The following is a 25,633-nucleotide window of genomic DNA, read 5'->3' on the forward strand; positions in this document are numbered from 1 at the left end:
GGCGCTCAACCTCTAACTCTGAGAGTACCGGAGATGGTATCCAGAAGTCCTGAAAGCGGTCAAGTTACTGATCGATAAGAGACCAGTTAGAGCTACGAGCCGTTGTCGAAGAACTCTCGGATGATCCCTACGGTAGCTTCCATGTCTTCATTGTGGAGGCCGTGACCAACTCCAGGGACTTCACCGAAGGTGCCGTTACCATTTGGGATGGTTGCCACCATCTTTCGGGCCTGCGGCTCGTCGAGCACTGCACTGACCTCGCCTCTTAACACCAGGGTCCGACAGCTAATCCTCTCGACGCAGTTCCACAGGAAGGGTCCTTCCTTGAGCGCTGTCCGTCCCAGAAGCCACCTGATTTCCGGATCGGTCTTTGGCACGAGAATCCCGTCCCAGTTAGTGCGATAGGTGTGTCTGACTGTCGCCCATACTTGGTCATCGCTGGCCTTGGGGTCGTCCTCACGATGCCAGTCGAACGCCATCTGATCACTGAAGAAACCCCTTGGACGCTCCCGGTTGCCGCTCTGCATACGCGACGCGGCGGTGTCCCTTCCGGCGGGAGAGGGATCGGGCATCGGCCCGTAGTCACCCAGTACCAGACCATCGATGAGATGACCGTAGTATGCTCCAAGTGGCATTCCCATCCTGGAGCCTTGGGAGTGCCCGTAGTAGTCAAAGGGGTACAAGCCGGTAGCCTGGGCGAATAGCCCAACGTCGGAGGCATACGACTGGGCTGAGTAACCCTCCCGGCTCCAGTCACTGTCGCCGCATCCACGGGCGTCCAGCGCGACTACATGCCACTTATCGGTCATGTGGGGAGCGAGCTCGTCGAACTGGTGTGCATGACCACCGATGCCATGCATCAGGATCAAAGGCTTCTTAGTCCTGTCGCCACCCCAGTCGAGGTAATGGAGCCACAGTCCGTTTACCGACACCCACTTGTCTTCAGGATATGCACCTGACATTGAATACTCCTCTCAGTCATCTACGGCCCGACAGCCCTACCGGGTCGACTCCCCTGAATCAGACCATTGCGGGCTGCGGCAAACATGTACGTAACCAGGTAGCTTCTGTACGGACTCCATCTGGCAGACAGATCAAGGGCCTCCTTAGGGGTCAGCCGCTCACCGCCATTGTAGAGTGCCCCGAGTGATCGCTGGACGGCGAGGTCGCCTTCAGGGAAGCCATCCGGTCGGTCGAAAGCACGAATCAGGAGCCAGTGAGCCGTCCAGGGGCCCACGCCTCGCAGCTTGACGAGCTCCTCGACAATCGATTCGTCTGACAGGTCAGCCATCGCGTCCAGGTCAAGATCGCCCGAAGCCACGCTTGCAGAGATGTCGACTATGTACTCGGCCTTCCTCGCGCTGAACTTAATACCCCTCAACACCTCAGTACCAGCTTCCGCAATCGTCAACGGAGAAGGGAATATCCGGTATTCTGAGCCTTCTGAGGAAACGGACCCTCCAAGTGTATCCACAAGGAGGTTCCTGAGCACGCGGGCGACCTCGTTGCTGATCTGCTGACCCAGAATAGACAGCACAAGCCCTTCGAAAGGCGTCGCTGCCTGCGGGATCCCCAGGCCTCGAAACTGACCTGCAAATTCGGTCATCGGGTCGTCAGCGTCAAGCGATTCATAGAAGCTGTGAAGATTGCCGTGAGCGCCGACAGACCTTATCGCGACGTCCAGGACTCTCGACTGCTCATCTGCACTCAGCTCGTCACCGGCAAGGCTGACCTCTAACTCAGGGCTCTCAGTCTCACCTACGGAACAAACACTCAGTGCTACCGACTTTCCACCTACTACCAGTCCTCTCGCGAAAACACCATCGACGAACGTGTCGGCCGCGTACCTGCTTCGGCCATATACGGCGAAGCTGGCGGAGGCATCGAAATCGTACGGCGGCTGTGGCTTGAACGTGTGAGTGGCTGTATACATTGGCCCCATCAATGTAGCAGCATCGCATCGCCGAAGCTGTAGAAGCGAAATCTTTCATCGACAGCCGTCTCGTACGCGTTCAGGATGATCTCTCTGCTGGAGAAGGCGGATACGAGCATCAGCAGAGTCGACTTGGGCAGATGGAAATTCGTTACCAGACCATCAATGACCCTGAACTCGAATCCAGGTGAGATGAACAGGTCGACCCAACCGGCACCAGGACTCACCAGCCGATCAGATGCAGGATTCACGAGGGCCGCGTTCTCCAGCAGCCTCACCGCCGTGGTCCCAACTGAGATGATCCTGCGTCCTTCTATTCGTGCCGAGTTGATCGCTTCCGCAGCCTCACTCGACAGATCCCACTGCTCGGCGTGCATCTCATGCTCCATCGGGTCTTCCGATGTGACCGGCCTGAACGAGTCCCATCCGACGTGAAGAGTGACGAATGCTCGTAGCACGCCGATTTCATCCAGACGTTCAAGAAGAGAATCGCTGAAATGAAGACCGGCGGTGGGAGCGGCCACACTTCCTTCAGCCTTGGAGTACACAGTCTGATAGCGATCACTGTCCTGCAACCGTTCATGTATGTACGGAGGCAGCGGAATGTGTCCGATTGTCAGGAGATGCGGCTCAGATTCGAACCGAACCAGTCTGGACCCGGCCGGCTCCATATGGACAACCTCACCGTTCGTTTCGCCACTTCCATTCTCTCCGGATACGACGAAGCGCGCTCCGGGCCTCATTCTACGCCCGGGCTTAACCAGCGCTCTCCATTCCCCTTCGCCAGTGCGTGATAGCAGCAGTAATTCGATGTCACGACCCGACGGTTCTGACCTCCCATAGAGCCTTGCCGGAAAGACCCTGCTGTCATTGAAAACGAGCAGGTCGCCTTCGGTTAGCAGGTCCGGCAGGTCATAGAACATCTTGTGAGATGTCTGACCCGTCTTTCGGTCAAGCAGCATGAGGCGCGAGTGGTCTCGGGGCTCTACGGGCTTCTGGGCAATCAGGTCCTGAGGCAGGACGTAGTCGAAGTCTGAGGTCTTCATCGTTAGGCCGCCGGTTTTCCGGCTGGACGAGACCGGGACTACCGGCCTAGTCACCACCTGCCGCCGATGCTGCACCCTCAACCTGCTGACGCGGAGCGGGAGGCCTTCCGAACGTCGGAGCACGGTGGAAGAATGCCAGGAGCGCGCCGAAGCACAGCACGAAGACAACCATCAGACTTGATAGCTGGAAGCCCTGTATGTAAAAGCCCCGGGCGCTGGCATCGGAAAGCAGAGCGATACCAGATGGCAGCGCGAGGGCCAGAACCGCCGCCGCGGTCGTCGCGCCGAGCGCGTGGCCCATCTCACGGGTTGTCTCCATCATCCCTGACGCCACGCCGCGATGCTGTAGCGGGAGCGAGTTCATGACCGTAGCGTTGTTTATGGGATTGAACATATTTGTCCCCACAGAGATGGGGATCATCAGCAGGGGCAGAGCCCAGAACGGAATACGCGAAGCCGCAAAGCTAAGTACCAGGAAGCCACCTGCGATCATTATCATCATGATGGGCCGCATCAGTCTCGGCTGGTATCTATCGTAAACCCAGCCGGCCACCATGGGCATGAACAACCCGAGGGCCTGGCTCGGCAGCAGCACGACGGTCACAAAAAGTGGCGCCATGCCGAACCCCTCCTCCACCAGTATCGGCACCAGCGTCATAGTCGCCAGCATGGAGAAGTGATACGTGACGTTTGTGGCCAATGACAGCGAGAATGGCCCTTCCTTGAAGTGCCGAACGTCGACAATGGGATTTGACACCCTGCGTTCGACAAGAAAGAACACTCCCAACATCAGAATGAACAGGAAGTGCATCGGCAGATGGTAAGTCAGCGCGTCCGAGGACAGGTATGACTCCTCGCCCGCATGAAGATGCGACCCTGACAGCACCAGCACCACGCCGGCTGCAACCAGTAACACTCCGCCAAACCAATCTATAGGTCCGTTGTCACGCTCAGACTTGACTGAAACCTGGCTTCGCACCATGGGAATACATGCAACGATAGAGAGAACCCCTAGCGGCACAAATGTCAGGAACACCATTTGCCAACTGACGAACTGGAGCAACACCCCAAAGAAAGCAAGACCGATAAGCGTCCCAAACCTGGCCCCGATGATCGGCACCGCGAAGGCCCGTCCTCGTTCGTTAGGTTCGAAGTTGGCAGCTAGAATCGCGTTCGCGTTGCCCATGACCATTGCTGAGCCGAGACCGGCGACCGCACGCCAGACCACGATGTGCCAAAGCTCCTGTGAAAGCGCAATCAACCCCGAGCCGACAGTCGACAAGAAAATGCCGATGAAAAACACGCGGGCGTGTCCGAACCTGTCCCCCATCCGCGCGCCGAGCATCACGAACGCGCCGAGCATCATCAGATAGATGATGACAATCCAGGCGGCATCGTCAATGCCCGTGTCGAACGCGTCGGCTATCGTCGGGAGAGCGATCGCGACCGGCAGACTCGAAAGCTGAACGAGCATGTAGGCCGCGGTCAGCGCTAGAAGCGTCTCCTTGCGGCTCTTACTTTGCACCAACGGCCCCAACGCCGAAAGTACGCTCAAGTCTTCTCCTTCAAGGCTGTCTAGCTAACCCAGATCAGCTTGTCGCAACAGTCAGGTAACTGCGCAATGCTAACACGAATTGCAGCCCCTAACACCAAAGAGGTTTCGTGAACCCGCGACATTGCCGAGGCGTCAGCCGCTCAGTTCAGCTAAAATCTCTTTAGGTATCTGGTGCATCCAAATAGCTAACCGAATGTTCGGACACCGCGTTACAACAGGTGAGCACATATCGTAGCGTGCATTCGCTCCGGCAGCTCCCACGAGAATTCAAGGCAGTAATGGAAGAGAAGCAGGCGAATCGCGAGATCGTCGATGAGATCGTCAGGCGCGCTCAGGCGGGTGACCAGTCTGCTTTTGCCGAACTTTATGAAAGGTACTACGACCAGATCTTCAGATACGTTTCATTCAAGTGCGGCAGCCGACTCGAGGCGGAGGACCTCACAGGAGAGGTGTTCCTGAGAATGCTGGAGTCGATAGATAAGTTCAGGTTCCAGGGATTTCCATTTACGTCGTGGCTGTATCGCATTGCACATAACCTCGTTGTCGACAATTTCCGTCGCAAGGGACGGAAACCCACGGTGCCCCTGGACAAGGTGCTGCACTTCTCAAGCGAGAAAGACGGCGAGATGGAGAACCAGGCCCAGATTAGCTGGAGCATGGGCGAGGTCGTCGAAGCCATGTCCAGCCTGACCGACCTCCAACGGGAGGTAATCACCCTTCGTTTCGTCGCCGGACTGTCCATAGCTGAAACCGCTGATGCGGTCGGCAGAAAGGAAAACGCAGTCAAGGCCCTCCAACATGCAGGCATTCGAAAGCTTAGAAACCTGATGACCCATCCGGGGCCATTTGCAGTTGTGACACCGGAGCCCGAACTGTGATCAGTTGCTTTTCCAATCCGAGAGATGAGAGATGAGCCAGGAGTTCAGCGAAGCACTTAACGACTGCCTCGACCGACTGGTAAGGGGTGAAGATATTCACGAGTGTCTTCGTCGCTACCCTCAGCAGGCTGGCGATCTGGAGCCATTGCTTCACGTCGCCCTTGCCACGATCAACGCGGCAGAGGAAGTCAGGCCCGACCCACAGGCCAGGGCTCGAAACTTCGCGAGATTCTCTGAAGCAGTGCAGCAGCGATCCGCTGCACCAAGACGCAGGATGGCCTGGTTCTCATTCCGATGGCTCCCGGTGGCTCGCCCGATCGCGGTTGGCCTGGCGTCCATACTAGTGTTCGTCATGGGAGCGGGCGTGGCAACTGCTGCATCGTCCGAGTCCGTCCCGGGAGAGCCTCTCTACTGGGTGAAGACCACGAAGGAGATAGTCGAAGGCAGGCTGCCTCGTTCGGACGACGGCAGAGCAAACTACGAGGCGAACCTCGCCGAGGTCCGCGGCACAGAGATCGGCAAGCTAATGGAGAGGGGTCAGTTCACAAGGGCTGACGTCACCATGCGGAGAATGAACGATCACCTGGTCCGCTGTGCGCGTTATGCAGGGGTCACTGTGGTTGCGAATCCGATCGAGATGCCTGCCAGGCCGCCTGCCATGATAGGGCAGACCAGGGCCGAGCGTCTCGTACAAGGCCTGGAGCAGGACCGCGAGGTCTTCAGATCCAAGGTCAGACACATACTTTCAAGGCTCTCTCCACAAGACCGACGCCGGGCGGAGCAGGTCTTCAGAAAGACTGAGTTGCGGTACTGGATGATAATCCATGCCATGAAAGCTGAATCGCCTGATAGTCGTCCATACCTGGTCTTTCCGGTGGTTCACCGCGGTCCGGGTCGGTAATACAAAGCCCACACCCATACTTCACCGATCTGGAGAGTACACCCAATGAATCTCTTGTCTCGACTGAGGCGCTGGCAGAAGGTCGCCTTGGTCATAGGGCTTGTTGTTATCGTGGGCATAGCATTGCTGGTCATTCGCAACGCAACAAGCTCTGACTCTACAGACCTTGAGGAAGACCAGCAGGTCGTCGCTGTACGGCGGGGCGATCTTGTAAATGAGATATCCGTCAGCGGCAGCGTCAGCTTTCCAGAACGCGAGAACTTGACCTTCGGTTCGCAGGGTGTGGTCTCAGAGGTACTCGTCAAGGAGGGTGAGCGCGTCTCGGCCGGCGACGTGGTAGCAAGGCTCGATGCCGAGACGATCGCGCGACTCGAACGGGAAGTCACTGAAGCAAACGCCGCGCTCAGGGATGCCCAGGAGGAGATGAACGATCTGATCACGCCTCCTGACCTAACCGTCGCAGAAGCAAGGCAGTCAGTTGCCCTGGCGCAGGACGCGCTCGATGATGCCAACGAGACTCTCAGCGAGATACTCGCCCCCACAGATGTGCAGATTACCGATATGGCTGGCAGCGTTGCGGTCGCCGCAAAGGCGCTTGAAGATGCAGAGGACGCCCTGGGTGATCTGGTGACTCCATCCGATCTGGACGTTGCCAGTGCCGCTCGCAGCGTTGTAGAAGCCGAGATTGCGCTCGCCGACCTCGAAGATTCTCCTACGGCACTCGAGATCGCTCACGCTACTGACAGAGTAGCCAGGGCCGAGGTTATTCTTCAGGACGCGGTAGAGGCCCTGGAACGATACGAGGCGGGTATCAACGATGAAGATGTATCGAGAGATCTTGATAATGCGCGACAGGACCTAGAAGCAGGCAGGACCAACTTCGCCAATGCCATGACGGACTATGAGGTAGCCCAGCGCGATGGCGAGGTCAATGCCGACAACGCGCAGACTGCACGGGATGAAGCCGGGCAAGCCTATGCTGACACCTTCACCAAGTGGCTAGGTATCGTCATGCTGGGGGAATCGCTTGACCCCGACTACGAAATGGCCCTAGAGGGTTTCGGTGTCGATCTTGCATCCCTGTTCGCGACTTCGAATCGCGGTACCGGACTGGCGTTCGGCGAATCGATTCCTGCAGATGATCCCGACACGATGTGGAACGAATCCCAGGTCCACATATGGCTGCACTTTTCGAGACAAGACCTGGAAACCACATGCGATCGCAACGATCTCCCTCCGCGTGGCACTATCTGCATCGAGGAGGAGTTTCGCTCAGCAGGTGATGCCTACCAAGAGGCTATCGACAGCAGAGCGAGGGCCGACGCCGATGCACTCAACGCCCTCGCTGCAGCGCAGGCAAGAATAGACTCCTCACAGTTGGCAATCGAAGCAGCAGAGGACCGCATCGAAGATCTCACCGAACCCGTTGACCCCGTCGTGTTGGCGCAATTGCAGTCGGCTGCTAAGGTCGCCGAGGAGGACCTCAATGACGCCAGGAAGAGTCTCGCGGACCTGACCGACCCATCTGACAGGCTGGAAATTACCGCCGACCTACGAGATATCGAGGTTGCCCGCGCGACTCTCGCAGACGCGCGAGATCGTTATGCAGAACTGACCGAGTCATCTGGCACCGCTGCGGCTGCGGATCTCACCGCGAAAGTAGAGGCTGCTCGCGCGAACCTGGATGACCTGAAAGACCAGCAGGCTGAACTCCTTTCGGGACAGGGTCGGGACGACTACCCCGCCGCATCCCATGCTGTCGAAGTGGCGCGGCTGACTCTCGATCAGCGACAGGAGGACCTGGACGAGCTTCTCAATGACCCGGACCCAGTCGACCTGGACCTTATGACTGCCAAGTTGGAGGCAGCGCAGACGCTGCTCGAAGAGTCCCAGGAACGACTCACGGACGCGTCAGGGCTACGAGCACCATCGGACGGCTTCATCTCCCGTGTGAACGCCGAAGAGGGAGAGGACATCGAGGCGAATGACGTGGTGGCCGTGCTGGTAGACACCGGACTCGTGGAGGTTGACGGGTCTGTAGACGAGATAGATGTCCTCCTGATCGAGCTGGGTGTAGAAGCGGAAGTGAAGATGGATGCACTGCCCGATCAGTCCCTGGTTGGCGTAGTATCGTTCGTCGGCGCGGAACCCGTGGAACAGCAGGGAGGACAGGGAGGAGTCGTAAGCTACCCTGTCCGCGTCGAAATAGAACTTCCAGCGGACATGAAGGCGCCGGAGGGGCTGAGCGCCGTTGCCTCCATAGTTCTCAGTAAGGAGACTAACGTTCTCCTGATACCCGTAAATGCCATTCGAGGCAGTTTCGACGACCCCATTGTTCATCTAATGGTCAACGAGGAGTCAGTTGAAACCCCAGTCACACTCGGAAACAGCGATGATTTCTGGACCGTCGTTACCGAAGGCCTGAACGAGGGAGACATGGTGGTCGCTGTAGCGCCAGAGGGTCAGGACGTGCAGTTCTTCTCTGAAGACAACGGAGATGATAACGGCGGCCCCTGACGGCGCAATCTATAGCAGTACCTTAGGATTCAAAAGAATGTCCCTGATCACACTGGAAGAAGTCACGAAGATATACAGGATGGGTGAGGTAGAAGTGGGCGCCCTGCAGGGAGTCTCCCTGGAGATCGAAGAAGGCGAGATGGTCGCCGTAATCGGCCCCTCTGGCTCGGGCAAGTCGACGCTCATGAACGTCGTGGGCTGCCTCGATGCTCCATCCAGCGGACGCTATGAGCTTGACGGTCAGGACATAAGCACGATGTCGGACAGCCGCCTCTCGGAGATCCGTGGCAGGCAGATTGGCTTCGTCTTCCAGACCTACAATCTGCTTCCCAGGCTAACGGCTCGAGCAAATGTCGAGCTACCGCTGATGTACAACAGCGGCCCAGACCGAAGGCGCCGCGCGCTGGACGCGCTCGAGATGGTCGGGCTTGGCGACCGGGCCAACCACAAGCCAACCGAGCTGTCAGGTGGCCAGCAGCAACGTGTGGGCATAGCCAGAGCTCTGGTCAAGGAGCCGAGTATCATGCTGGCAGATGAGCCAACCGGGAACCTGGACAGCACGTCCAGCGAGGAGATCATGACTCTGCTCAAGGACCTCAACCGCGAGCAGGGACTGACCCTGATGATCGTGACGCATGAGTTCGACATAGCCGCGGAAACCAACCGGATTATCTCGATGCTGGACGGTCGGATCGTAGGTGACAGCCACAGGGACACCTGGTCCCCTGGCGCAGAGCCTTGGCCAGGCGGCGCAAGGCCAGGTGTCGGGCAAGCCCCACTGGAGTCCGCGGAGTCTTCCACAGCGTGAACCCCCTCGACATAATGCTCACGGCGCTGTCTTCGCTGGCGTCGAACAAGCTCCGAGCTGCACTTACCCTGCTTGGCATTGTGATCGGCGTAACTGCCGTGATCGTACTCATCTCTCTCGGGCAGGGAGTGCAGAAGTCGATCACGTCGGAGTTCGAATCGCTTGGTACCAACCTGATCACCGTTACCCCAGGCTCGAGCGATGGCGACGGATTCGGTGCATTCTTCGGTTCTGGCGGAGATGAAGCCACCCTGACGCTGAACGACGCCTATGCCCTACTAGACCCTGTCAGCGCGCCGTCTGTGGTCGCCGTCGCACCGGAGATCAACACCTGGGCTCGTGTCGAATACGGGAGGAGTTCGGACGACACTACCATCCTGGGAGTAACGGCCGACTACGACGATGTGCGCCTCTACGTCGCTGAGCAGGGCGAATTCATCTCACCAGTCCATGTACGCGACTCAGCTTCCGTCGCTGTATTGGGCGCCGGAATTTCGGAGTCGCTGTTCGGACTTCGAAGTCCGGTAGGTCAGACCATCAAGCTCAATGGCAAGCCGTTCACTATCATCGGGGTGCTGGAGAGCAAGGAGGGTGGGTTCTTCGGTTTCCTGGACCGAAACATAATGATCCCCCTGACCACGGCCCACTACCGTCTCAACTTCCACCCCAACTCCAGGGGGGAGATCCAGGTCGGAAGCATCAGCGTTCAGGCGGCATCCAGCGAGGTCGCGGGGAGTGCGGAACGAGAGATCAGGGACATCCTCCGGCTGCGCCACCGCATCGTCGAAGCTGACGACTTCACCATCACAACACAGGAGCAGGCGCTGCAAGCGATCGAGAGTGCGATCGGGGCGTTCACGATCTTTCTCGGCAGCATCGCCGCCATCAGCCTCCTCGTCGGCGGTATCGGAATTATGAACATCATGTTCGTCACCGTGACCGAGCGCACGCGTGAAATCGGCATCCGCAAGGCAATGGGCGCGAAGCGTCGCGACATCATGCTGCAGTTCGTGACGGAGGCCGCCGTGCTCAGTTTCGGCGGCGGACTGGCGGGGCTCGCACTTGGTGGTCTAATCACAATGGCGATGAACGGACAGGAGTTTCTTGGCGGTCCGACGTTGGAAACCTCCCTGGACATCCAGGTCACGATACTGGCGCTGGGAGTATCTATCGGCATCGGCCTCTTCTTCGGGATATATCCCGCGATGCGGGCCGCAAGGCTCCACCCCATCGACGCCCTGCGCTACGAGTAATCGCCCCCTACTTCTGTTCTGCCCGCCACCTGGGGACGTTTCTCGTACACACATAAATAGATTACTGAAACCAATTTTTGGAATTTGACTTGGTGTTAACCTTGCATTGACCCCATACAAGGGTAGTACAATGCACCGCTAGAGGCAGGTGAAACAGTTTCGCTAGGGGACGCGTTCCTCTCCCGGAGCTTGGCGAGGAGGATCGCGCCCAGCGTAAACTCTATGATAGAAATCGCCCGCATTATCGGTATCGCGCTCCGCCACAAGTGGAGGCTCATTGGGGCCTACACAAGCATGGTAGGAGCGCTTATTTCGTTCGTGCTGATGCCCAGGTACATGGGGCAGGCTGTGGACGAAGTAAAAGAGATGTTCGAGTCCGGCACCTTTACCCAGGATGGCATCGTGACGATCGTCCTGATCATCCTGGGGCTGAGTGCCATCAGGGGAGTGCTGTCATTCTTCCAGACATACCTGGGAGAGGCTCTATCCCAGATGGTCTCCTACGACATCAGGAACTCAATGTACAACCACGTGCAGCACATGAGTTTCGGGTTTCATGACAGGTATCACACCGGCGCCCTCATGTCTCGGGCGATCACGGACGTCGAAAACATCCGCATGTTCATCAACATGGGGTTGGTGCGGACACCGTATTTCCTAGCCCTGTTCGTCGTCGTAGGCGCAATCCTGTTCATAAAGGACTGGCGGCTGGGACTGATTAGCGCCAGCTTCATGCCGGTAGTGATGATCTACTCCGCGATGATCAGGTTGAAGATGCGCAACATCTGGCTCATCGTCCAGGAAAAGATGGCCGAAATGAGCACGGTCCTCCAGGAGAACTTCACTGGAATCCGCGTCGTAAAGGCTTTCGCCGCAGAGTCACACGAAGAGTCTAAGTTCGAACGTCGCAACCAGGAAGTAGCCGAACACTACATCGAAGCAGAGAAGATGCGTGCTTCCAGCACGTCCTTCATGCTCTTCACCTTCTTGTTGGCAATGGGACTCATTCTCTTCTTTGGTGGAAGGCGCGTCATCGGCGGGGAAATGACAGTAGGCGAGCTCGCTGAGTTCATCTTCTACCTCCAGATGCTGCAGATGCCGGTCCGCATGGCCGGATGGCTCGTCAACTCCTACGCACGCGCCGCTTCTGCAGGCCAGCGACTTTTCGAGATCCTGGACGCCAAGTCACCTGTCCAGGAAGAGGAAAACGCCCGCGAGTTGCGCCGGCCTCGCGGTCGGGTCAGATTCCACAACGTTACCTTCAGCTACGATCACACCAGGCGCGTCCTGAGAGGGGTGAACCTGGATGCACAACCTGGCGAGGTCGTTGCCTTGCTGGGCCCGCCAGGAAGTGGCAAGACCAGCGTGGTCAACCTGATACCGCGATTCTATGACTCAACAGGCGGCTGGATCTCGATCGATGGCTCCGACATTCGCAACGTCACTCTCGAGTCGTTGAGACGCAACATTGGCATCGTGCAGCAGGACGTATTCCTGTTCACCACCTCGATCCGTGAAAACATCGCATACGGCAATGTTGACGCAACCCAGGAGATGATCGAACAGGCTGCCAAGATCGCGCAGATGCACGAGTTCATCGAGTCGCTGCCCGACGGATACGACACTCACGTTGGTGAGCGAGGTTCAACGCTGTCCGGCGGACAGCGTCAGCGAATGTCGATTGCCCGCGCCGTGCTGCTCGATCCGCCGGTACTCATTCTCGACGACTCGACATCCAGCGTCGACGCGCAGACGGAGTCGCAGATCAGGATGGCGATGGAATCGGTGATGGAAGGTAGAACGACCTTCGTGATCGCCCACCGACTGAGCACGGTTCACCGAGCTGACAAGATCATCGTAATGAAGGACGGCCAGATAGCTGAGCAGGGCACCCACGATGAGCTCGTAGACTACAACGGACTCTACAGGGAGATCTACGATCTGCAGCTTCGACCACAGGAAGAGGTTATGCGCGAGATCGAGTCCCCAATCCCTGCGTCAGGAAGCTGAGTAACGCCATGCCTATCTTTCGAACTCAAAAGACCCACTTAAGGACTGCATTCCCATGATGATGGGCGGCGGAATGGGATTTGGTGGCGGCAGCGCCCGTCGTGGACATCCCGATGAGGAGATGTTCGGCTCCGTTTACGACCAGCGAGTCGTCTACAGGTTGCTGCCGTACATTTTGCCTTTCAAGAAGCTCGCCATCATTTCGGCGATAGCGATGCTCATCTACACTGGCACGCAGGTCGCGATTCCATGGCTGATCGGTTATGCCATCGACGACTTCATAGAGTTCGGTGACTACACCGGCCTGACCTGGATGTTCGTCCTGTTCATCGTCATTGCAGCGGTGAACTGGGTAATGAACTTCGTGATGCAGTTCTCAATGGAGAAGGTTGGCCAGGGTATTCTCTACAACCTGCGACGTGACGTCTTCCACCATGTCCAGAAGCAGTCGGTCTCTTTCTATGACAGGACCGAAGTGGGCCGCATGATGTCCCGGGTACAGGGAGACGTCGGCCAGCTGCAGGAGTTCGCCGCTCTCGTGGTCATGACGCTGGGAGAGCTTCTCGGCCTGATTGGAATCATCGTCGCGCTGCTGATTCTCGACGTTCAGCTTGGCCTGATCACGATGGTTGTGCTGCCATTGCTCATACTAACCATGGTGATCTGGCAGCCTCTTATGCGCAGGGCGTTCGTAGAAGTCCGGCGAACCATAGCGATTGTAAACGGCGAACTCAACCAGAACATCACGGGCGTTCGCGTTGTCCAGTCCATGAACCGACAGGACATGAACCTGGGTAACTTCAATAGACTGAACGTCGACCACCGTGAGGCGAATCTGAGTGCGAGCAGGCTGTCAGCCGGTCTGCTTCCCGTCGTGGACATCCTGACTGCCGTAGCCATTGGACTTGCCATCTTCTTCGGCGCCAGGATGATTGGAGGAGGAAGCCTGCAGGTTGGTGTTTTGATCGCCTTCATCCTGTACATCCAGCGATTCTTCGATCCCATCCGCAACCTCACCATGATGTACACGCAGCTCCAGCGCTCGATGGCCTCAGGATCTCGCATCTTCGATCTGCTCGACTGGGAACCTGACCTGGTCGACACCGACGACGCCACCAGTCTTCCGGCAATCCGGGGAGAGATCGAGTTCAAGGACGTCAGCTTCAGCTACGTGGAAGGTGAGGACGTACTGAAAGACGTAAACGTCCACATCGAACCCGGCGAAGTCGTCGCAGTCGTAGGACCAACAGGGGCGGGCAAGACCACCCTGATCAGTCTGATGTCGCGTTTCTACGACGTCGACCAGGGCCGGGGCACAGTCTCAGTTGACGGCTACGACGTTCGCAAAGTTGTAAGAGGCAGCCTGGCCAACCAGATGAGCATGGTCCTCCAGGAGCCCTATCTCTTCTCTGGGACAGTCAGGGAGAACATCAAGTACAACCACATCGAAGCCACGGACGAGCAGATGATCGCGGCGGCACAGGCCGTGGGCGCCCACGACTTCATTGAGGCACTTCAAGATGGGTACGACACGTTCCTCGCGGAGCGCGGCGTCAACCTGAGCGTCGGCCAGCGACAGCTACTCAGCTTTGCGCGTGCCATCGTAGCCAACCCGAGGATCCTGATCCTCGACGAGGCCACTGCCAACATCGACAGCTACACCGAGGTCCTCATCCAACGGGCACTCGAGGAGCTGCTCAAGGACCGCACAGCCGTGGTTATCGCCCACAGGCTCTCCACGATTCGGGGGGCAGACAAGATCGTCGTCCTGAACTTCGGAGAGGTGATGGAGGTCGGCAACCACGATCAGCTTATGGAGAAGGACGGCCTCTACGCTCACCTGTACAAGATGAACTACGCCGCCATCGACGAAGCGCTGCCAGCGTCACGCAACGGTCACTAGACTTCCCGCCGCGGGCGCGAGCCCAGCGCTGCGAAGCTAGTCCTGCGCTCCGGTCCCCGTTCCCACCACCTGGGCTGACACAAGCTGTGCATACAAGCCGCCCCGCTCGATGAGTTGCGCGTGAGTCCCCTGGTCTACTACCTGCCCATCGTCGAGAACAAGGATGTTGTCGGCGTCGCGAATCGTTGACAGCCTGTGAGCAATCACTACAGTTGTGCGCCCCTCCATGAGTCTGTTCAGCGCATCCCTGACTGTTGCCTCGCTGATGGCATCCAGGTGCGAGGTCGCTTCATCCAGGACCAGCACCGGCGCGTTCTTGAGGATTGCGCGGGCAATCGCTATCCTCTGCCTCTGACCGCCCGACAGCTGCATTCCCCGCTCCCCAACCAGTGTGTCGTAACCCTCTGGGAAAGACCCAATGAACTCTGCCGCGTTCGCCTGCCCCGCGGCCTCTTCGACATCGAAGTCAGTCGCGTCAGGGCGACCGAGTCGGATGTTTTCGCGGATTGTGTTGTTGAACAGGTACGTGTCCTGTGCAACCAGGGCGATTCGGCTCCGCAGATCGTCGAGTCGGAACTGCTCGAGACCGTACTCTTCCAGCGAGACTCTACCCCGGTCCGGGTCCCAGAACCGCATCATGAGGTATGCGCTGGTGGTCTTGCCGGCACCGGACCGGCCCACGACCGCCACGGTCTGTCCCGACCCGATCTCGAATGAGACGTCGTTAAGCGCCTGCGGGTCCCCCTGGGAGTAAGCAAACTCAACGTCCTCAAAGTTGATAGAAGGAGTCTGGGAAATCTGCTCGGCGGCCTCACTAGACACTCCGGGACCGTCCTGTACCTGCACTTCTTCGTCGTGGACTGCAAGTATCCTGCGGGAGGCGGCGAGCGTCTCCATCATCTGCTTCATGGTGCGAGCCAATTCCGTGACCGGACTGAATGAAGCCAGAGCCAGCACGCTCACCAAGGGCAGGTAAGTTCGCTCGATCTGCCCGTCGAGCACCAGCCACACACCCATAGCCAGGACCGCGAGGCCTCCAAGCCCCATCATGGCCTCCATGAAGCCAATCTGGAAAGCCTGGGACTTCTGGAATCGGACCAGGTGGCCGGCGTAGTCCCAGCCCTTATGGGTCAGCTCGTCGTTTCGGTCAGGCCCGCGTCTGAATGCCGAGATCTCACGCATCCCCTGGATGCTGTCGACCATGAAGGCATGGATATCACCCATGCGCTCCCTAATCTCGTCTCCGAGTCGTTCGATGCGAGTGTTAGCGAAGTAGGGGCTGACGGCCACTGCAATGAGGAATGGGGCCAGCACGGCAGCAATTGGCCACGCTATGAATGCCAGCGCCACAAGCAATCCGCCCGGTATTAGAATTGCGACGATCATCGGCGAGATGGCGTGTGCGAAGAAGTACTCGACTGTCTCGACATCTCCTCCGACGACGCTGACGAAGTCTCCCGACCGGCGCCTCACCATGTAGGCCGGCGCAAGCGGCTCCAGCTTGTTGTAGAGGTCGATTCGCATTCTAGCCAGGAGCCGGAACGCCATGTCGTGAGCCTGCCACGATTCCAGGTAGAACAGCAGCGACGAGAGAGGAGCGAAGATGCACACGAGTACAACGAGAGTGGTCAATGGCTCGTCACGGAACACCGCCCCGACCAGAAGCGCGCTCAACGCGCCGAGCACAATGACCGACCCGTGATGAAGCATTCCCAGCACAAGCGTGATCAGGAACTGGAACTTGACAGGTCGGACCAGTCCGAACAGTCGAATCCAGACGTTGAGTGACCTAAGGTTGACCTGTTCGTCCTCCGCCGACGCTGACGGCGGCGGGTGGTGATGTCCGTGGCCGGCCGCGAATTGGGAAAGGTCCGGCTCGTGGTCGGAAGACTCATTGGGACGTGCCTGATGCCTGTCGACAGTGACAACCTCCCCGGCTCCGATCTCTGTTTGCTGTCGCATCAGGCCGGCGTATATCCCATCTGCGGCCATTAGCTCGTTGTGCGATCCTATCTCGACGGTTCGACCCTCATCCAGCACCAGGATGCGGTCTGCATTGATGACGCTGGACAGTCTGTGCGCTATGACGAGTGTCGTCCTGTTCTCCATCAGGCGGTCGAGCGCTACCTGGATGACCGTTTCGTTCTCTGCGTCAACGCTGGACAGGGCCTCGTCCAACAGCAGGATCGGTGCGTCCTTGAGAACCGCTCTCGCAATGGCAAGCCGCTGTCTCTGACCACCCGACAGCCGGACGGCCCGCTCTCCGACCACGGTGTCGTAACCGTGCGGCAGATGTGAAATGAATTCATGCGCGTTTGCTGCCCGAGCGGCCTCCTCGAGATCCTGCTGGGTCGCGCCCGGTTTTCCGAATCGCAGGTTCTCCGCAACCGTCCCGTGGAACATGTATGTGTCCTGCGTGACGACAGATATGCTGTCCCTGATAGTGTCGAGGGGCAAATCACGCAGGTCATGTCCACCCAGCTTGATCGATCCTGCCTGTGGGTCGTAGAACCTATACATCAGCCATACGAGCGTCGACTTCCCTGCCCCGCTCGCTCCCACCACTCCGAGAGTCTCTCCCTCGCGCAGACCGAACGAGACATCGTGCAGCGCCTGCCTGTGTCCGCCTTCGTAGCCGAACGTCACACTCTCGAATGAGACCTCCGGCCTGAGATCAGGAGTTGTGCCACTCAGGGCCGATTCGGACTCCACCACCGAGACCGCTTCGTCCATGATCGCGAATACGCTCTGGGACGATGAGATCACCGTCATCCCCTGGTGATACAGGTTAGTCAGCTCGCGCATCGGCCTGAAGATCTCCACGCCGAGCATAAGCACGATCAGCAGGGGGCGGAGTTCCATGTCGCCGTTGCTGACCCTGACTGCCCCCACGGCCAGTGCGACGGCTGCGCCAATCGCCATGAAGAAGATCGAGGCTCCGCTCGTCGCTCCGTTGGCGGCCACGACGCCCATAGTGCTTCTGTACAGATTCTGAGCGCGCTCGGCCAGCGCCCTGCCCCGGCTCTCACTCTGTCCGAACGACTTGAGAGTCGCAAGACCCTGCACACTGTCGAGGAAGTCGGCTCCAAGTTCGCCGTAGGACTGGCGACGCCTGAAGCTGCTGTCCCGGTTCCACGTATAGAACATGGCCGGGACGGCAAGTGTGAGGAAGGCAAACACCAGGAAGATGATGGCGATGTAGACGTCCAGCGTCACCATGTAGGCGAATATCGCTATAGGCGCAATCGCCGACACTATGATCTGTGACAGGTACTGGCCGAAGAACGTCTCCAGGCGTTCTATCCCCTCGACCAGCGTAAGTACGACATCGCCCGTCCGGTTACGGTCGAAGTATCCCGGACCCAGCCTCAGTGCGTGCTCGTACACGTCGCGACGAAGGTTGATCTTGACGACGTTGGCTGTGTGGTGGCTTACCGCGTATTGCCAGTACTGGAACAGGCCGCGAACGACTATCAGTACTGCGATAATGGAGAGCGGGAGGAAGAGTGCTGAGAAGCTGGCCTGTCCCGACAGGACCCTGTAGATCACAACCCCTGAGATCGCCAGTCTTGCGACCCCGGCGCCTACTGCAATCAGACCAAGGACCGCTGCGAACAGGATCCTGAGTCTCACGCCACGAGTTAGTCCGTATAGACGCCAGTCGAAGTACATCGCTCAACTCCCAAGGGTGCCAGCTCCCCCCAACTAAGCGGAGCGATTGTACCGCAGCCTGGATGCAACATCAAAGGCAGGCAGAATAACACGGGAGGCGGTCACTATAGCCCTTTAGTCGTACCAGATCGCACCGAACACCTGTCCATCCCCTCTCGTCAGCCAAGAACTCCCGGATTCTGGCTCCCCATTAAGGGGTTCGTTGACGTCAGTTTGAATCAGCCATCAACGTTTGAACGATCTCTTCCACTTCCTCACGAGTCAGCCCTGGTTCGGGCTTCGGAATGTCCGCTATGGCCGACTGCACGATCTCTTCCACTTCCTCACGAGTCAAACCCGGCTCGGGATCTGGGATCCTGTCAATCTCAGACTGAACGATCTCTTCTATTTCCACACGGGTGAGGCTTCGCCTGGGAACAAGCAGACCTCTCATGGCGGACTGTACGATAGCTTCTACTTCATCGCGGTCCAGGCCGGTCTCAGGTTGGGGCATACTAGCGATCTTCTCATCTACAATCTCACCCACTTCATCCCGCGATAGGCCGAAGACGTCAGGTTCCGGGAAGCTGGCAATCTCGGCGCGGGCTATCTCCTCGACAATCTCTCGGGATAGCCCCTCGTCGGCTTGGTCGCAGGCAAGCAGCAGTGCAGGGAGTGCGATGGCCAACAGCAAGAGACACAAGGTGAAGCTGGGTTTTCTGTGATTCATAAGACCTCTATACGTGTCATGGGGCTGTTACAGAAGTGCGATTCAGTCAGTTTATAAACTAATCCGGCCCCAGACACAATGAGTTTTGCAGTGCTGGGCATGGAAAACCCCGCCAAGGTGTCACGCATTAGGTAATTTACCCTGAGAGAATGACTCTTGCAGGAGTCTTTAGAGAACGTAGACCGCGTGACTAGTGGCCGACATCGGGCAATTCAGAGCATCGCTCAGTCGGTAATCTGCATGGCTGCCAGGGCCCTGAGTATCTCACCACCCGCGTTGCTGACCAGCTCCAGTCCATCTACCGCTCGCGCAAGTTCCCTGTCATCCATCAGGTCGGCAACCATCTGGAGGCGATCCCGTTCGATACGCCAGAAGCGTTCAAGTACCTGTTGCCCCGTTTTGGTCAACTCGCACATTACGAGTCTTCTGTCGTTAGTATCAGATATGCGGTCGACCAGCTCCTTTTCAACCAGCCGGTCCACGACGGTGGTCGTTGCGGAAAGGGCCCTCCCGATGTAGATGGCAATGTCCGTCATCCGCACCGGCCCCATGCGTTCCAGGAGGACGAGCGTCCTTATCTGGGGAATGGTCATTTCCAGACCTTCCCACTCGTCCATGTGCCCACTGTGAATCTGGCGGTTTAGCTGCTCCGCCACCTGGAAGAACCGAGCTTCGAGCTCCTGCCTTTTTTCGTCTACCACGTAATCCGACCTGGTGTCCCTAACTGCTTTTGGAAGGACTTCCGAAGATTCTGAGTATTTCCTTCGGAAAATCGTACTATTCTGTTAGCGGCTATAGTATTGCGTTGCAAATAGTCGCGCAACTCTTATATGCGATCATCGGATTTCGACAAGGTCAATGAGCACTACATGACTTTGAACGTTCATGGAACAGCCTGACCAGTTCGCAGGAGAGCCGTGACTGGCCATTCGACCGGTACGCAGAACCCCTAGATCATCAGGTCGCCGCCGTTGATGTCCAGCGATGCTCCGGTGATGTAGGAAGCCCTGTCGGATGCTAGGAAAGCCACCAGCTCGGCCACCTCTTCCGGCTCCCCGAGTCGCTGAATTGGAAAGCTGGCCGCGTAGGCGTCGGCGCGATCTTCGGAGATCGTATCTCGCACCATCTCGGTGTCGATCAGGCCTGGGCAGACAGAGTTGACAGTTATGCCGTAGGCGGCCTCCTCCTTGGCGAGATGCCGAGTGAAGCCCAGGATTCCGGCCTTGGCCGCGGTGTAGTGCGCCCCGCCGACGGTGCTGACGTTCTTCCCAGCGGTCGACGAGAAGTTCACGATCCGTCCCCAACCCTGGCTCCTCATAGTAGGCAGGACGGCACGGCTGCACAGGTACGTCCCTTTCAGATTGACGCCGACTACGAAGTCCCACTCGTCCTCTTCGATGTCGATTACAGGCGTCGGCCTCAGAACTCCCGCGTTGTTGATGAGGATGTGGACGGCGCCAAGAGTGTCCACGGTGCTGTCTACCATGCGACGCACGTCCGATGACTTGGTGACGTCGCCTTGCACTGCCACAGACTTTGTGCCGCTGTCTGTCAGCTCATCAGCAACCCGTTGAGCATCTTCGGAGCGCAGGTCATTGACGGCCACACTAGCACCAGCGGCCGCCAGTCTCAGAACTACTGCCCTCCCCATACCTCGGCCCGCTCCAGTTACGATGGCGACCTTGCCTTGAAAGTCCTGAGTATGAGTCATTGAATCACTCCTGTCGTGGACCCAGGGAGGGCTACGGCCTTGACCTACCTGGGCGACGAACTTCTCCGAGATATCTGAGTTGACCACAACAGTGTACTCCACGCCGGGTTCGAAGTCGGAGCCGAGTGGGACGGTCGTTTCCACTATGGGGTAGTCTGCGGTGCAGGCTACCATCGGGTCTGAGACCTCGTGGTGCGTGACCGTCACCTCGACCGTGTCGTACTCGCTCCGGCGAATTTCGTACCCGTTGAACTGCGAGCAACTGCTGCCCTTTGACAGACCGGAGACCACCAGGAGTTCGTACTCGCCGGACGCGCCGTCGCGGGGCCTGATCTCTGCATTCTCGATCGGAGACTCGGCGATGTGGGTGAACCCCAGTTCTGGATCGGGGACGGTCAGGGTTGTGAGAACCTGATCGTTGACAATAACTCGATAGGTCCGGGCAGGTTCGAGAGGCTCAACTTTGGGTTCAATCTCGTCCAACTGGACCACCTCGTCTTCACATGGTATTGCCCAAGAGGTCTGCGGAGGCTGCATCAGTGTTACGGTGGCAACGATGTCATACTCGTTAACCTGCAGGGACTTACTTCCCCGACGCGCACATCCTTCGATCGTGGACTGGTAATACTCGATTCTCAGGAACTGCTCCCTCTCATTGGGTATGAGGTTGGCACGGATCACTCGGGCAGGAACCTCCACCCAAGTGCGCCAGTCCTCGTTGTCTCCGACCGTATCAGGAGGCGGCTGGACCAGCACAAGCACCATATCCACATTGTTCGGATTGCCCCGAGTGATCACATCGTGCGCAGTGTCGTTGGTGAATGCCAGTCGACCGTCCGACTCGACGATCCTCGCGCTCACGGAGTAAAGGCTCCGTGAGTCTATGTCATCGCGCTTGTAACCGGCTTTGTACTCGATGGGCACCTGTCCCGGACCTGCTATGGTCTGGCGCGCGATCAACGGTGCCGCTGCGTCCTCGTAGGACACATCACGAATCTCGACCACGAGTTTGGCATCAGGCGAAAGAGCGATTCTCTCCCTGTACGTCACGCCGCCGCTCACCGAGGCGTTAGGCTCCTTGCCCGACGGCAATTCAAGCGTGGAGTTCGCCGGGACAAGTTGGCTTTGGCACGCAGAAACCAGCAGGAACACAAGCAGGGCAACTATGTCTGAACGTAGCACTGTCTTCGTTCTGTTGAACATCCGGGCACCTCTCTGACCGCGATTTCGCTCGTCACATCTATACAGACGCAACCTGACGAGGAAATGTTCCCGGAGTTGCTAGCGCAGGTCGACCGGCTCCCCTGCCGAGGCAGACTCGTACCCGGCCATGATGACCTCGATAACGTGCGCGGCGTCCCGGACCGTAACCTGTGGACGCTCTCCAGACTCCAGGCAGTCGACGAACGCTGCTATGTCGCGGCCCTGCACACCGACAGCCAGAGGTACCCTGCGGTCCTTGGGCATGTGCTGCATCTCGCTGGCTGTCGACGCCCACATGCTCATTGGGTCGAAGGGATGCACCAGCGGCATTTCGAACGGTGGCTGGTCGTTGCAGATCTCAATGTGCGGGTCTGACTCGCTGAACGTGAAGATGCCGTTCTCCCCTACGAGGGTGATGCGCAGCAGACCTCCACGAGGGTGGCTGGTGAAGCCAATCCTGCCGCTCGTAATACTCGCCACCTGGCCACTGTCCAGCGTAAGAGTAAGCGCCCCGTAGTCCTCAATATCAAGATCGGCGTGCTCTTTGAAGAAGTAGTTGCCGGTAATACCGTACACCGTCTTCACACGAACGCCGCTCAGCCAGTGCACCAGCGCAATCGGATATACGCCCATATCGAACAGCTCACGTTTGGCCTCTACGTGAGTGAAGCGACCGTCGCTGGGCTTCTCCTGCCTGACGATCCCATGGTCGACGCTTCCAGGCTTGCCCTTTGCCATCAGCATGTCGCAGTGAATCGCAAGGACTTCACCCGTACGCCCGGATTCGATGGCCGACTTCGCCGCCTGCGCCCAGCTGGTCGTCACCTGGGTGAACATCTGGGTCGTCACGTCGGACCTGTCGGCCGCATCCGCGATAGTGTGAGCTTCTTCAACCGAGGCGGCCAGAGGCTTGTCCATGTAGAGGTGCTTACCGGCCTCGAGAGTCTTCAGAGCGACTCTTGCCCTTCGCTCGACATCCGCGCAGTTGTCGATTATGTGCACGCCCTCTCGGGCCAGAGCCTCATCAAGAGAGAGATACGGCACACCCAGTTCGCTCGCCAGCAGCCTGTTCAGCCCCTCCCTGTACTCCGGGAGTCCGGGCTCGTCAGCAACGGCGATGAGTTCGCAGCGAGGATCAGAGGCGAACTCGCGAGCGTAACTTTCCTGGTGGGTCCTGTTGCCACCGACCGCGACTACACCGTACTTAGCCATCTACTCGCCTCCAGTACCGGCGACTCGGACGTTGTCGGAGGGGGCCGGATCGATGTCGTGATAGATAGCCCCGTTTGAGCCCAGCAGCACAAGGTTGCCTCCAGTCCGACCGGCACCCGTGCTGATCGACAGGATCGCAGACTGACCTCCTGGCCACTTGAGGGCGATTATTGACGGTCCCCCAGGGCCACCGGTGACGTATTCGGACTCGCTGGGCCCGCCGAACCAGGCGCTGGTCAGATCGCGTACGTCAGATTCGAGGCTTTGAAGATCGTCTTCACCGCCCGGACCATGAACCGTCAGGCGCAGCGATGCAGGCCTGCCAATCTGACCTTGTTCAATGGCGCCCTGCACAGTGGTCCTGAGAGAGGCAGAGTTGAAGACGGACAATATTGCGCTCCTAGTGACACCAGACTCTGATCAAGTTAAATTCTTTTCTCAAGTATATCCCCAATCACTTTCCCTGACACCACATAACCACTGCTCCATGCGCTACCATATCTGCGCGTGGGATTTCACTAACCTCGTGCGTAACGGATCCGTCATATCTGAGAGGAGGGCTAACCGATGATAGGCAGGATGTTGGGCGCAGCCCGGTTGAGTTCAGACACCTACGAAGAGGTTGAGAGAGATAGTAGCGCTACGATTCAGGCGCTGCTCGTCGTAATCATAGTTGCCATTGCCAACGCAATCGGTGGCATTCTGAATGGAGACACCACCCTGGTGGGCGGATTGCTCTTCGGCGTAATACGAGGAATCGTGTTCTGGGCTGTCTGGGCGCTCTTAGTCCTTTTGATTGGCACAACTATTCTTAAGTCGAAGAGTACTGAGGCCGATTGGGGGCAACTCGCTCGATGTACCGGATTCGCTCAGACTCCGGGTATCCTTGGAATTCTAGTATTCATCCCTGCGGTGGGTGGGCTCATAGCTCTTTTGAGTTTCATCTGGCAGATAGCAGCCATGGTGGTCGCTGTCAGGCAGAGCCTGGACTACACCTCGACATGGCGCGCATTCTTCGTCATATTGATTGCCGCTGCCATTCCACTCATCATAGTCATCTTCCTTGGCATCTTCTTCTTCTCGCTGGTCTTTTAGGTTCAGGTAACCAGCCTAATCTTTGTCCAGGGGCACGCCCCATGCGATGACCAGCTTGAGGGTCTCGTCACCTGAACAGCGAAAACCATGATCGACACCGGGAGGCGCCATCACGGCGTCTCCCGGTCCTACCGGCAGCTCCTCTTCTCCCATCCACATTACGCCCTGCCCGGAGAGGAAGTAGTAGAACTCTTCCAGGGTGTTGTCGCCGTCATGTATGTGAGAGCCCTCGCTCGCCCCCGGTGGCAGTTCCCATATTTCGATGCGCACGGGAAGTCGCGTTTCCTCGAGGAAGAACCTGCGGCGGGTGATGACTCCATCTCCATCGTGAATTCCAGCGGTGCTGATGACGTCCTCGGACTCGTTTTGCTTCCACTTCATATGAAATCCTCCCGATCTTTTTCGAATAGTACACAATACTCTATATCAGGCGTAGTAAGAGCAGTCACAGTGCAGGGCAGTTAAACCTGTGGCGGTCCCTCCTCCATAAGTAGCTTGGTTGCGACACAAAGCGACCCTCTCTCATACCTTGCCCTTCTGAACTCAAAAACAGGACAACATACATTTCAAATGCTATGTGTTGTCTTTTATTGTGCCAAAACCACAGTCAAACCCTCACTGTTGATAGATTTTCGTTGACAAATGCACTATAATGCGCTTGACACTCGCTATGTCTTGAAGATTCCACAGAATGCTAAGGCAAGTGACCCACCGGTCCAGCAGGGGAACGTGGACATGAGCATGTTCAGCGAAGATGACCGCGGATACCTCCAGATCAACCGTCAGGACTATGAAGTCGCGGGCCCCTTCATAAGGACGAACGATCAGGGACACCTCCTCACGCGATACATTCTCGTGAGACGGTTCGATGGCGGACGGCTCGAGGTCAAGTTCGCTGAGGGGGAGACCGCAGGCGTACTTCACAAGGCATGCTCCATCACAGCCCGCAATGGATGGGTCGGCGAGACCTACGACGGCTGCACCTTCTTCGCCATTCACAATCTGCTGCTCGACGAGGAGCCGCCCCGCAATCACTGGAGCCTCTGGTGGGGAACTCCGGAAGCCAAGCGGGCGAAAGTTTGGCCCGGGCACTTCACGGCTGACATGGACGCGCCGTACGAGCACATCTGTCTTCTAGTCGCGGAGCAGATCGAAGAAGGCATTGAGCGGATCGACCTCAGCCAACGCGAGCTTGCGACCCCAGCCTGACCGTCGCCGTCGAGCTTG

20 protein-coding genes are annotated in these 25,633 nt (G+C 58.0%); 9 read left to right on the forward strand and 11 right to left on the reverse strand.

The genetic code is table 11. The features are described 5' to 3' along the window. Positions 1 to 92: 92 nt before the first annotated feature. The 4 genes from J4G14_03275 to J4G14_03290 are packed head-to-tail and all read right to left on the reverse strand — an operon-like array spanning position 93 to position 4,534. The gene (locus J4G14_03275; GenBank protein ID MCE2456817.1) at positions 93 to 962 is read right to left on the reverse strand and encodes an alpha/beta hydrolase; all 870 of its coding nucleotides are present in this window, start codon (positions 960 to 962) and stop codon (positions 93 to 95) included. A gap of 20 nt (positions 963 to 982) precedes the next feature. After that, entirely contained in the window at positions 983 to 1,933 is a 951-nt protein-coding gene (locus J4G14_03280) for a DNA-3-methyladenine glycosylase 2 family protein (GenBank protein ID MCE2456818.1), read from the reverse strand. Positions 1,934 to 1,941: 8 nt separating this feature from the next. Continuing rightward, the gene (gene queA / locus J4G14_03285; protein MCE2456819.1) at positions 1,942 to 2,979 is read right to left on the reverse strand and encodes a tRNA preQ1(34) S-adenosylmethionine ribosyltransferase-isomerase QueA; all 1,038 of its coding nucleotides are present in this window, start codon (positions 2,977 to 2,979) and stop codon (positions 1,942 to 1,944) included. A 46-nt stretch (positions 2,980 to 3,025) separates the two neighbouring features. After that, positions 3,026 to 4,534: an MFS transporter gene (locus J4G14_03290; protein MCE2456820.1), complete on the reverse strand. Its 1,509-nt coding sequence runs from the start codon at positions 4,532 to 4,534 to the stop codon at positions 3,026 to 3,028. A gap of 278 nt (positions 4,535 to 4,812) precedes the next feature. On the opposite strand from J4G14_03290, the gene J4G14_03295 reads away from it, so the two are divergent. The 7 genes from J4G14_03295 to J4G14_03325 all read left to right on the forward strand — a co-directional run bounded on the left by J4G14_03295 (position 4,813) and on the right by J4G14_03325 (position 14,804). Beyond that, entirely contained in the window at positions 4,813 to 5,412 is a 600-nt protein-coding gene (locus J4G14_03295; GenBank protein ID MCE2456821.1) for a sigma-70 family RNA polymerase sigma factor, read from the forward strand. A 31-nt stretch (positions 5,413 to 5,443) separates the two neighbouring features. Next, entirely contained in the window at positions 5,444 to 6,313 is an 870-nt protein-coding gene (locus J4G14_03300; GenBank protein ID MCE2456822.1) for a hypothetical protein, read from the forward strand. A gap of 45 nt (positions 6,314 to 6,358) precedes the next feature. Continuing rightward, positions 6,359 to 8,830: an HlyD family efflux transporter periplasmic adaptor subunit gene (locus J4G14_03305; GenBank protein MCE2456823.1), complete on the forward strand. Its 2,472-nt coding sequence runs from the start codon at positions 6,359 to 6,361 to the stop codon at positions 8,828 to 8,830. Positions 8,831 to 8,873: 43 nt separating this feature from the next. Continuing rightward, positions 8,874 to 9,638, forward strand: coding sequence for an ABC transporter ATP-binding protein (locus J4G14_03310; GenBank protein MCE2456824.1), 765 nt, complete (start codon positions 8,874 to 8,876; stop codon positions 9,636 to 9,638). Then, positions 9,635 to 10,891, forward strand: a complete 1,257-nt coding sequence (locus J4G14_03315) for an ABC transporter permease (protein MCE2456825.1) — start codon at positions 9,635 to 9,637, stop codon at positions 10,889 to 10,891. The genes J4G14_03310 and J4G14_03315 overlap by 4 nt, the downstream gene beginning before the upstream one ends. A gap of 222 nt (positions 10,892 to 11,113) precedes the next feature. Beyond that, on the forward strand, positions 11,114 to 12,901 hold the full coding sequence (locus J4G14_03320; GenBank protein ID MCE2456826.1) for an ABC transporter ATP-binding protein: 1,788 nt from the start codon (positions 11,114 to 11,116) through the stop codon (positions 12,899 to 12,901). A 55-nt stretch (positions 12,902 to 12,956) separates the two neighbouring features. Next, a complete protein-coding gene (locus J4G14_03325; protein ID MCE2456827.1) occupies positions 12,957 to 14,804 on the forward strand; it encodes an ABC transporter ATP-binding protein in 1,848 nt (615 codons plus the stop codon). Positions 14,805 to 14,840: 36 nt separating this feature from the next. Here the strand turns inward: J4G14_03325 and cydC are convergent, their stop codons facing one another. From cydC to J4G14_03355, 6 genes are all read right to left on the reverse strand, one after another. Beyond that, positions 14,841 to 18,476, reverse strand: a complete 3,636-nt coding sequence (cydC, locus tag J4G14_03330) for a thiol reductant ABC exporter subunit CydC (GenBank protein ID MCE2456828.1) — start codon at positions 18,474 to 18,476, stop codon at positions 14,841 to 14,843. A gap of 208 nt (positions 18,477 to 18,684) precedes the next feature. Further along, complete coding sequence (locus tag J4G14_03335; GenBank protein MCE2456829.1) at positions 18,685 to 19,143, reverse strand: hypothetical protein; 459 nt, start codon at positions 19,141 to 19,143, stop codon at positions 18,685 to 18,687. A gap of 266 nt (positions 19,144 to 19,409) precedes the next feature. Then, a complete protein-coding gene (locus tag J4G14_03340; protein MCE2456830.1) occupies positions 19,410 to 19,886 on the reverse strand; it encodes a MarR family transcriptional regulator in 477 nt (158 codons plus the stop codon). 248 nt (positions 19,887 to 20,134) lie between these two features. Next, positions 20,135 to 22,099 (reverse strand): 3-oxoacyl-ACP reductase FabG, encoded by a 1,965-nt coding sequence (fabG, locus tag J4G14_03345; GenBank protein MCE2456831.1) that lies wholly within the window; start codon positions 22,097 to 22,099, stop codon positions 20,135 to 20,137. 78 nt (positions 22,100 to 22,177) lie between these two features. Beyond that, a complete protein-coding gene (locus J4G14_03350) occupies positions 22,178 to 23,311 on the reverse strand; it encodes a Gfo/Idh/MocA family oxidoreductase (GenBank protein MCE2456832.1) in 1,134 nt (377 codons plus the stop codon). Continuing rightward, positions 23,312 to 23,701: a hypothetical protein gene (locus J4G14_03355; protein MCE2456833.1), complete on the reverse strand. Its 390-nt coding sequence runs from the start codon at positions 23,699 to 23,701 to the stop codon at positions 23,312 to 23,314. A 177-nt stretch (positions 23,702 to 23,878) separates the two neighbouring features. Here J4G14_03355 and J4G14_03360 point away from each other — a divergent pair, with 177 nt between their 5' ends. After that, complete coding sequence (locus tag J4G14_03360) at positions 23,879 to 24,406, forward strand: YIP1 family protein (protein ID MCE2456834.1); 528 nt, start codon at positions 23,879 to 23,881, stop codon at positions 24,404 to 24,406. A gap of 15 nt (positions 24,407 to 24,421) precedes the next feature. On the opposite strand, the gene J4G14_03365 is transcribed toward J4G14_03360, so the two are convergent. After that, complete coding sequence (locus J4G14_03365; protein MCE2456835.1) at positions 24,422 to 24,787, reverse strand: cupin domain-containing protein; 366 nt, start codon at positions 24,785 to 24,787, stop codon at positions 24,422 to 24,424. Between the two features lie 360 nt (positions 24,788 to 25,147). On the opposite strand from J4G14_03365, the gene J4G14_03370 reads away from it, so the two are divergent. After that, entirely contained in the window at positions 25,148 to 25,615 is a 468-nt protein-coding gene (locus tag J4G14_03370; GenBank protein ID MCE2456836.1) for a hypothetical protein, read from the forward strand. Positions 25,616 to 25,633 lie beyond the last annotated feature (18 nt).

Source organism: Dehalococcoidia bacterium (assembly GCA_021295915.1).
Lineage (GTDB): Bacteria > Chloroflexota > Dehalococcoidia > Lucifugimonadales > UBA1123 > VXRN01.

Coding starts and splice junctions, on each gene's coding strand:
- J4G14_03275 (MCE2456817.1), bottom strand. CDS start 962: ATGTCAGGTGCATATCCTGAAGACAAGTGGGTGTCGGTAAACGGACTG.
- J4G14_03280 (MCE2456818.1), bottom strand. CDS start 1,933: ATGTATACAGCCACTCACACGTTCAAGCCACAGCCGCCGTACGATTTC.
- queA (MCE2456819.1), bottom strand. CDS start 2,979: ATGAAGACCTCAGACTTCGACTACGTCCTGCCTCAGGACCTGATTGCC.
- J4G14_03295 (MCE2456821.1), top strand. CDS start 4,813: ATGGAAGAGAAGCAGGCGAATCGCGAGATCGTCGATGAGATCGTCAGG.
- J4G14_03300 (MCE2456822.1), top strand. CDS start 5,444: ATGAGCCAGGAGTTCAGCGAAGCACTTAACGACTGCCTCGACCGACTG.
- J4G14_03305 (MCE2456823.1), top strand. CDS start 6,359: ATGAATCTCTTGTCTCGACTGAGGCGCTGGCAGAAGGTCGCCTTGGTC.
- J4G14_03320 (MCE2456826.1), top strand. CDS start 11,114: ATGATAGAAATCGCCCGCATTATCGGTATCGCGCTCCGCCACAAGTGG.
- J4G14_03325 (MCE2456827.1), top strand. CDS start 12,957: ATGATGATGGGCGGCGGAATGGGATTTGGTGGCGGCAGCGCCCGTCGT.
- cydC (MCE2456828.1), bottom strand. CDS start 18,476: ATGTACTTCGACTGGCGTCTATACGGACTAACTCGTGGCGTGAGACTC.
- fabG (MCE2456831.1), bottom strand. CDS start 22,099: ATGTTCAACAGAACGAAGACAGTGCTACGTTCAGACATAGTTGCCCTG.
- J4G14_03350 (MCE2456832.1), bottom strand. CDS start 23,311: ATGGCTAAGTACGGTGTAGTCGCGGTCGGTGGCAACAGGACCCACCAG.
- J4G14_03360 (MCE2456834.1), top strand. CDS start 23,879: ATGATAGGCAGGATGTTGGGCGCAGCCCGGTTGAGTTCAGACACCTAC.
- J4G14_03365 (MCE2456835.1), bottom strand. CDS start 24,787: ATGAAGTGGAAGCAAAACGAGTCCGAGGACGTCATCAGCACCGCTGGA.
- J4G14_03370 (MCE2456836.1), top strand. CDS start 25,148: ATGTTCAGCGAAGATGACCGCGGATACCTCCAGATCAACCGTCAGGAC.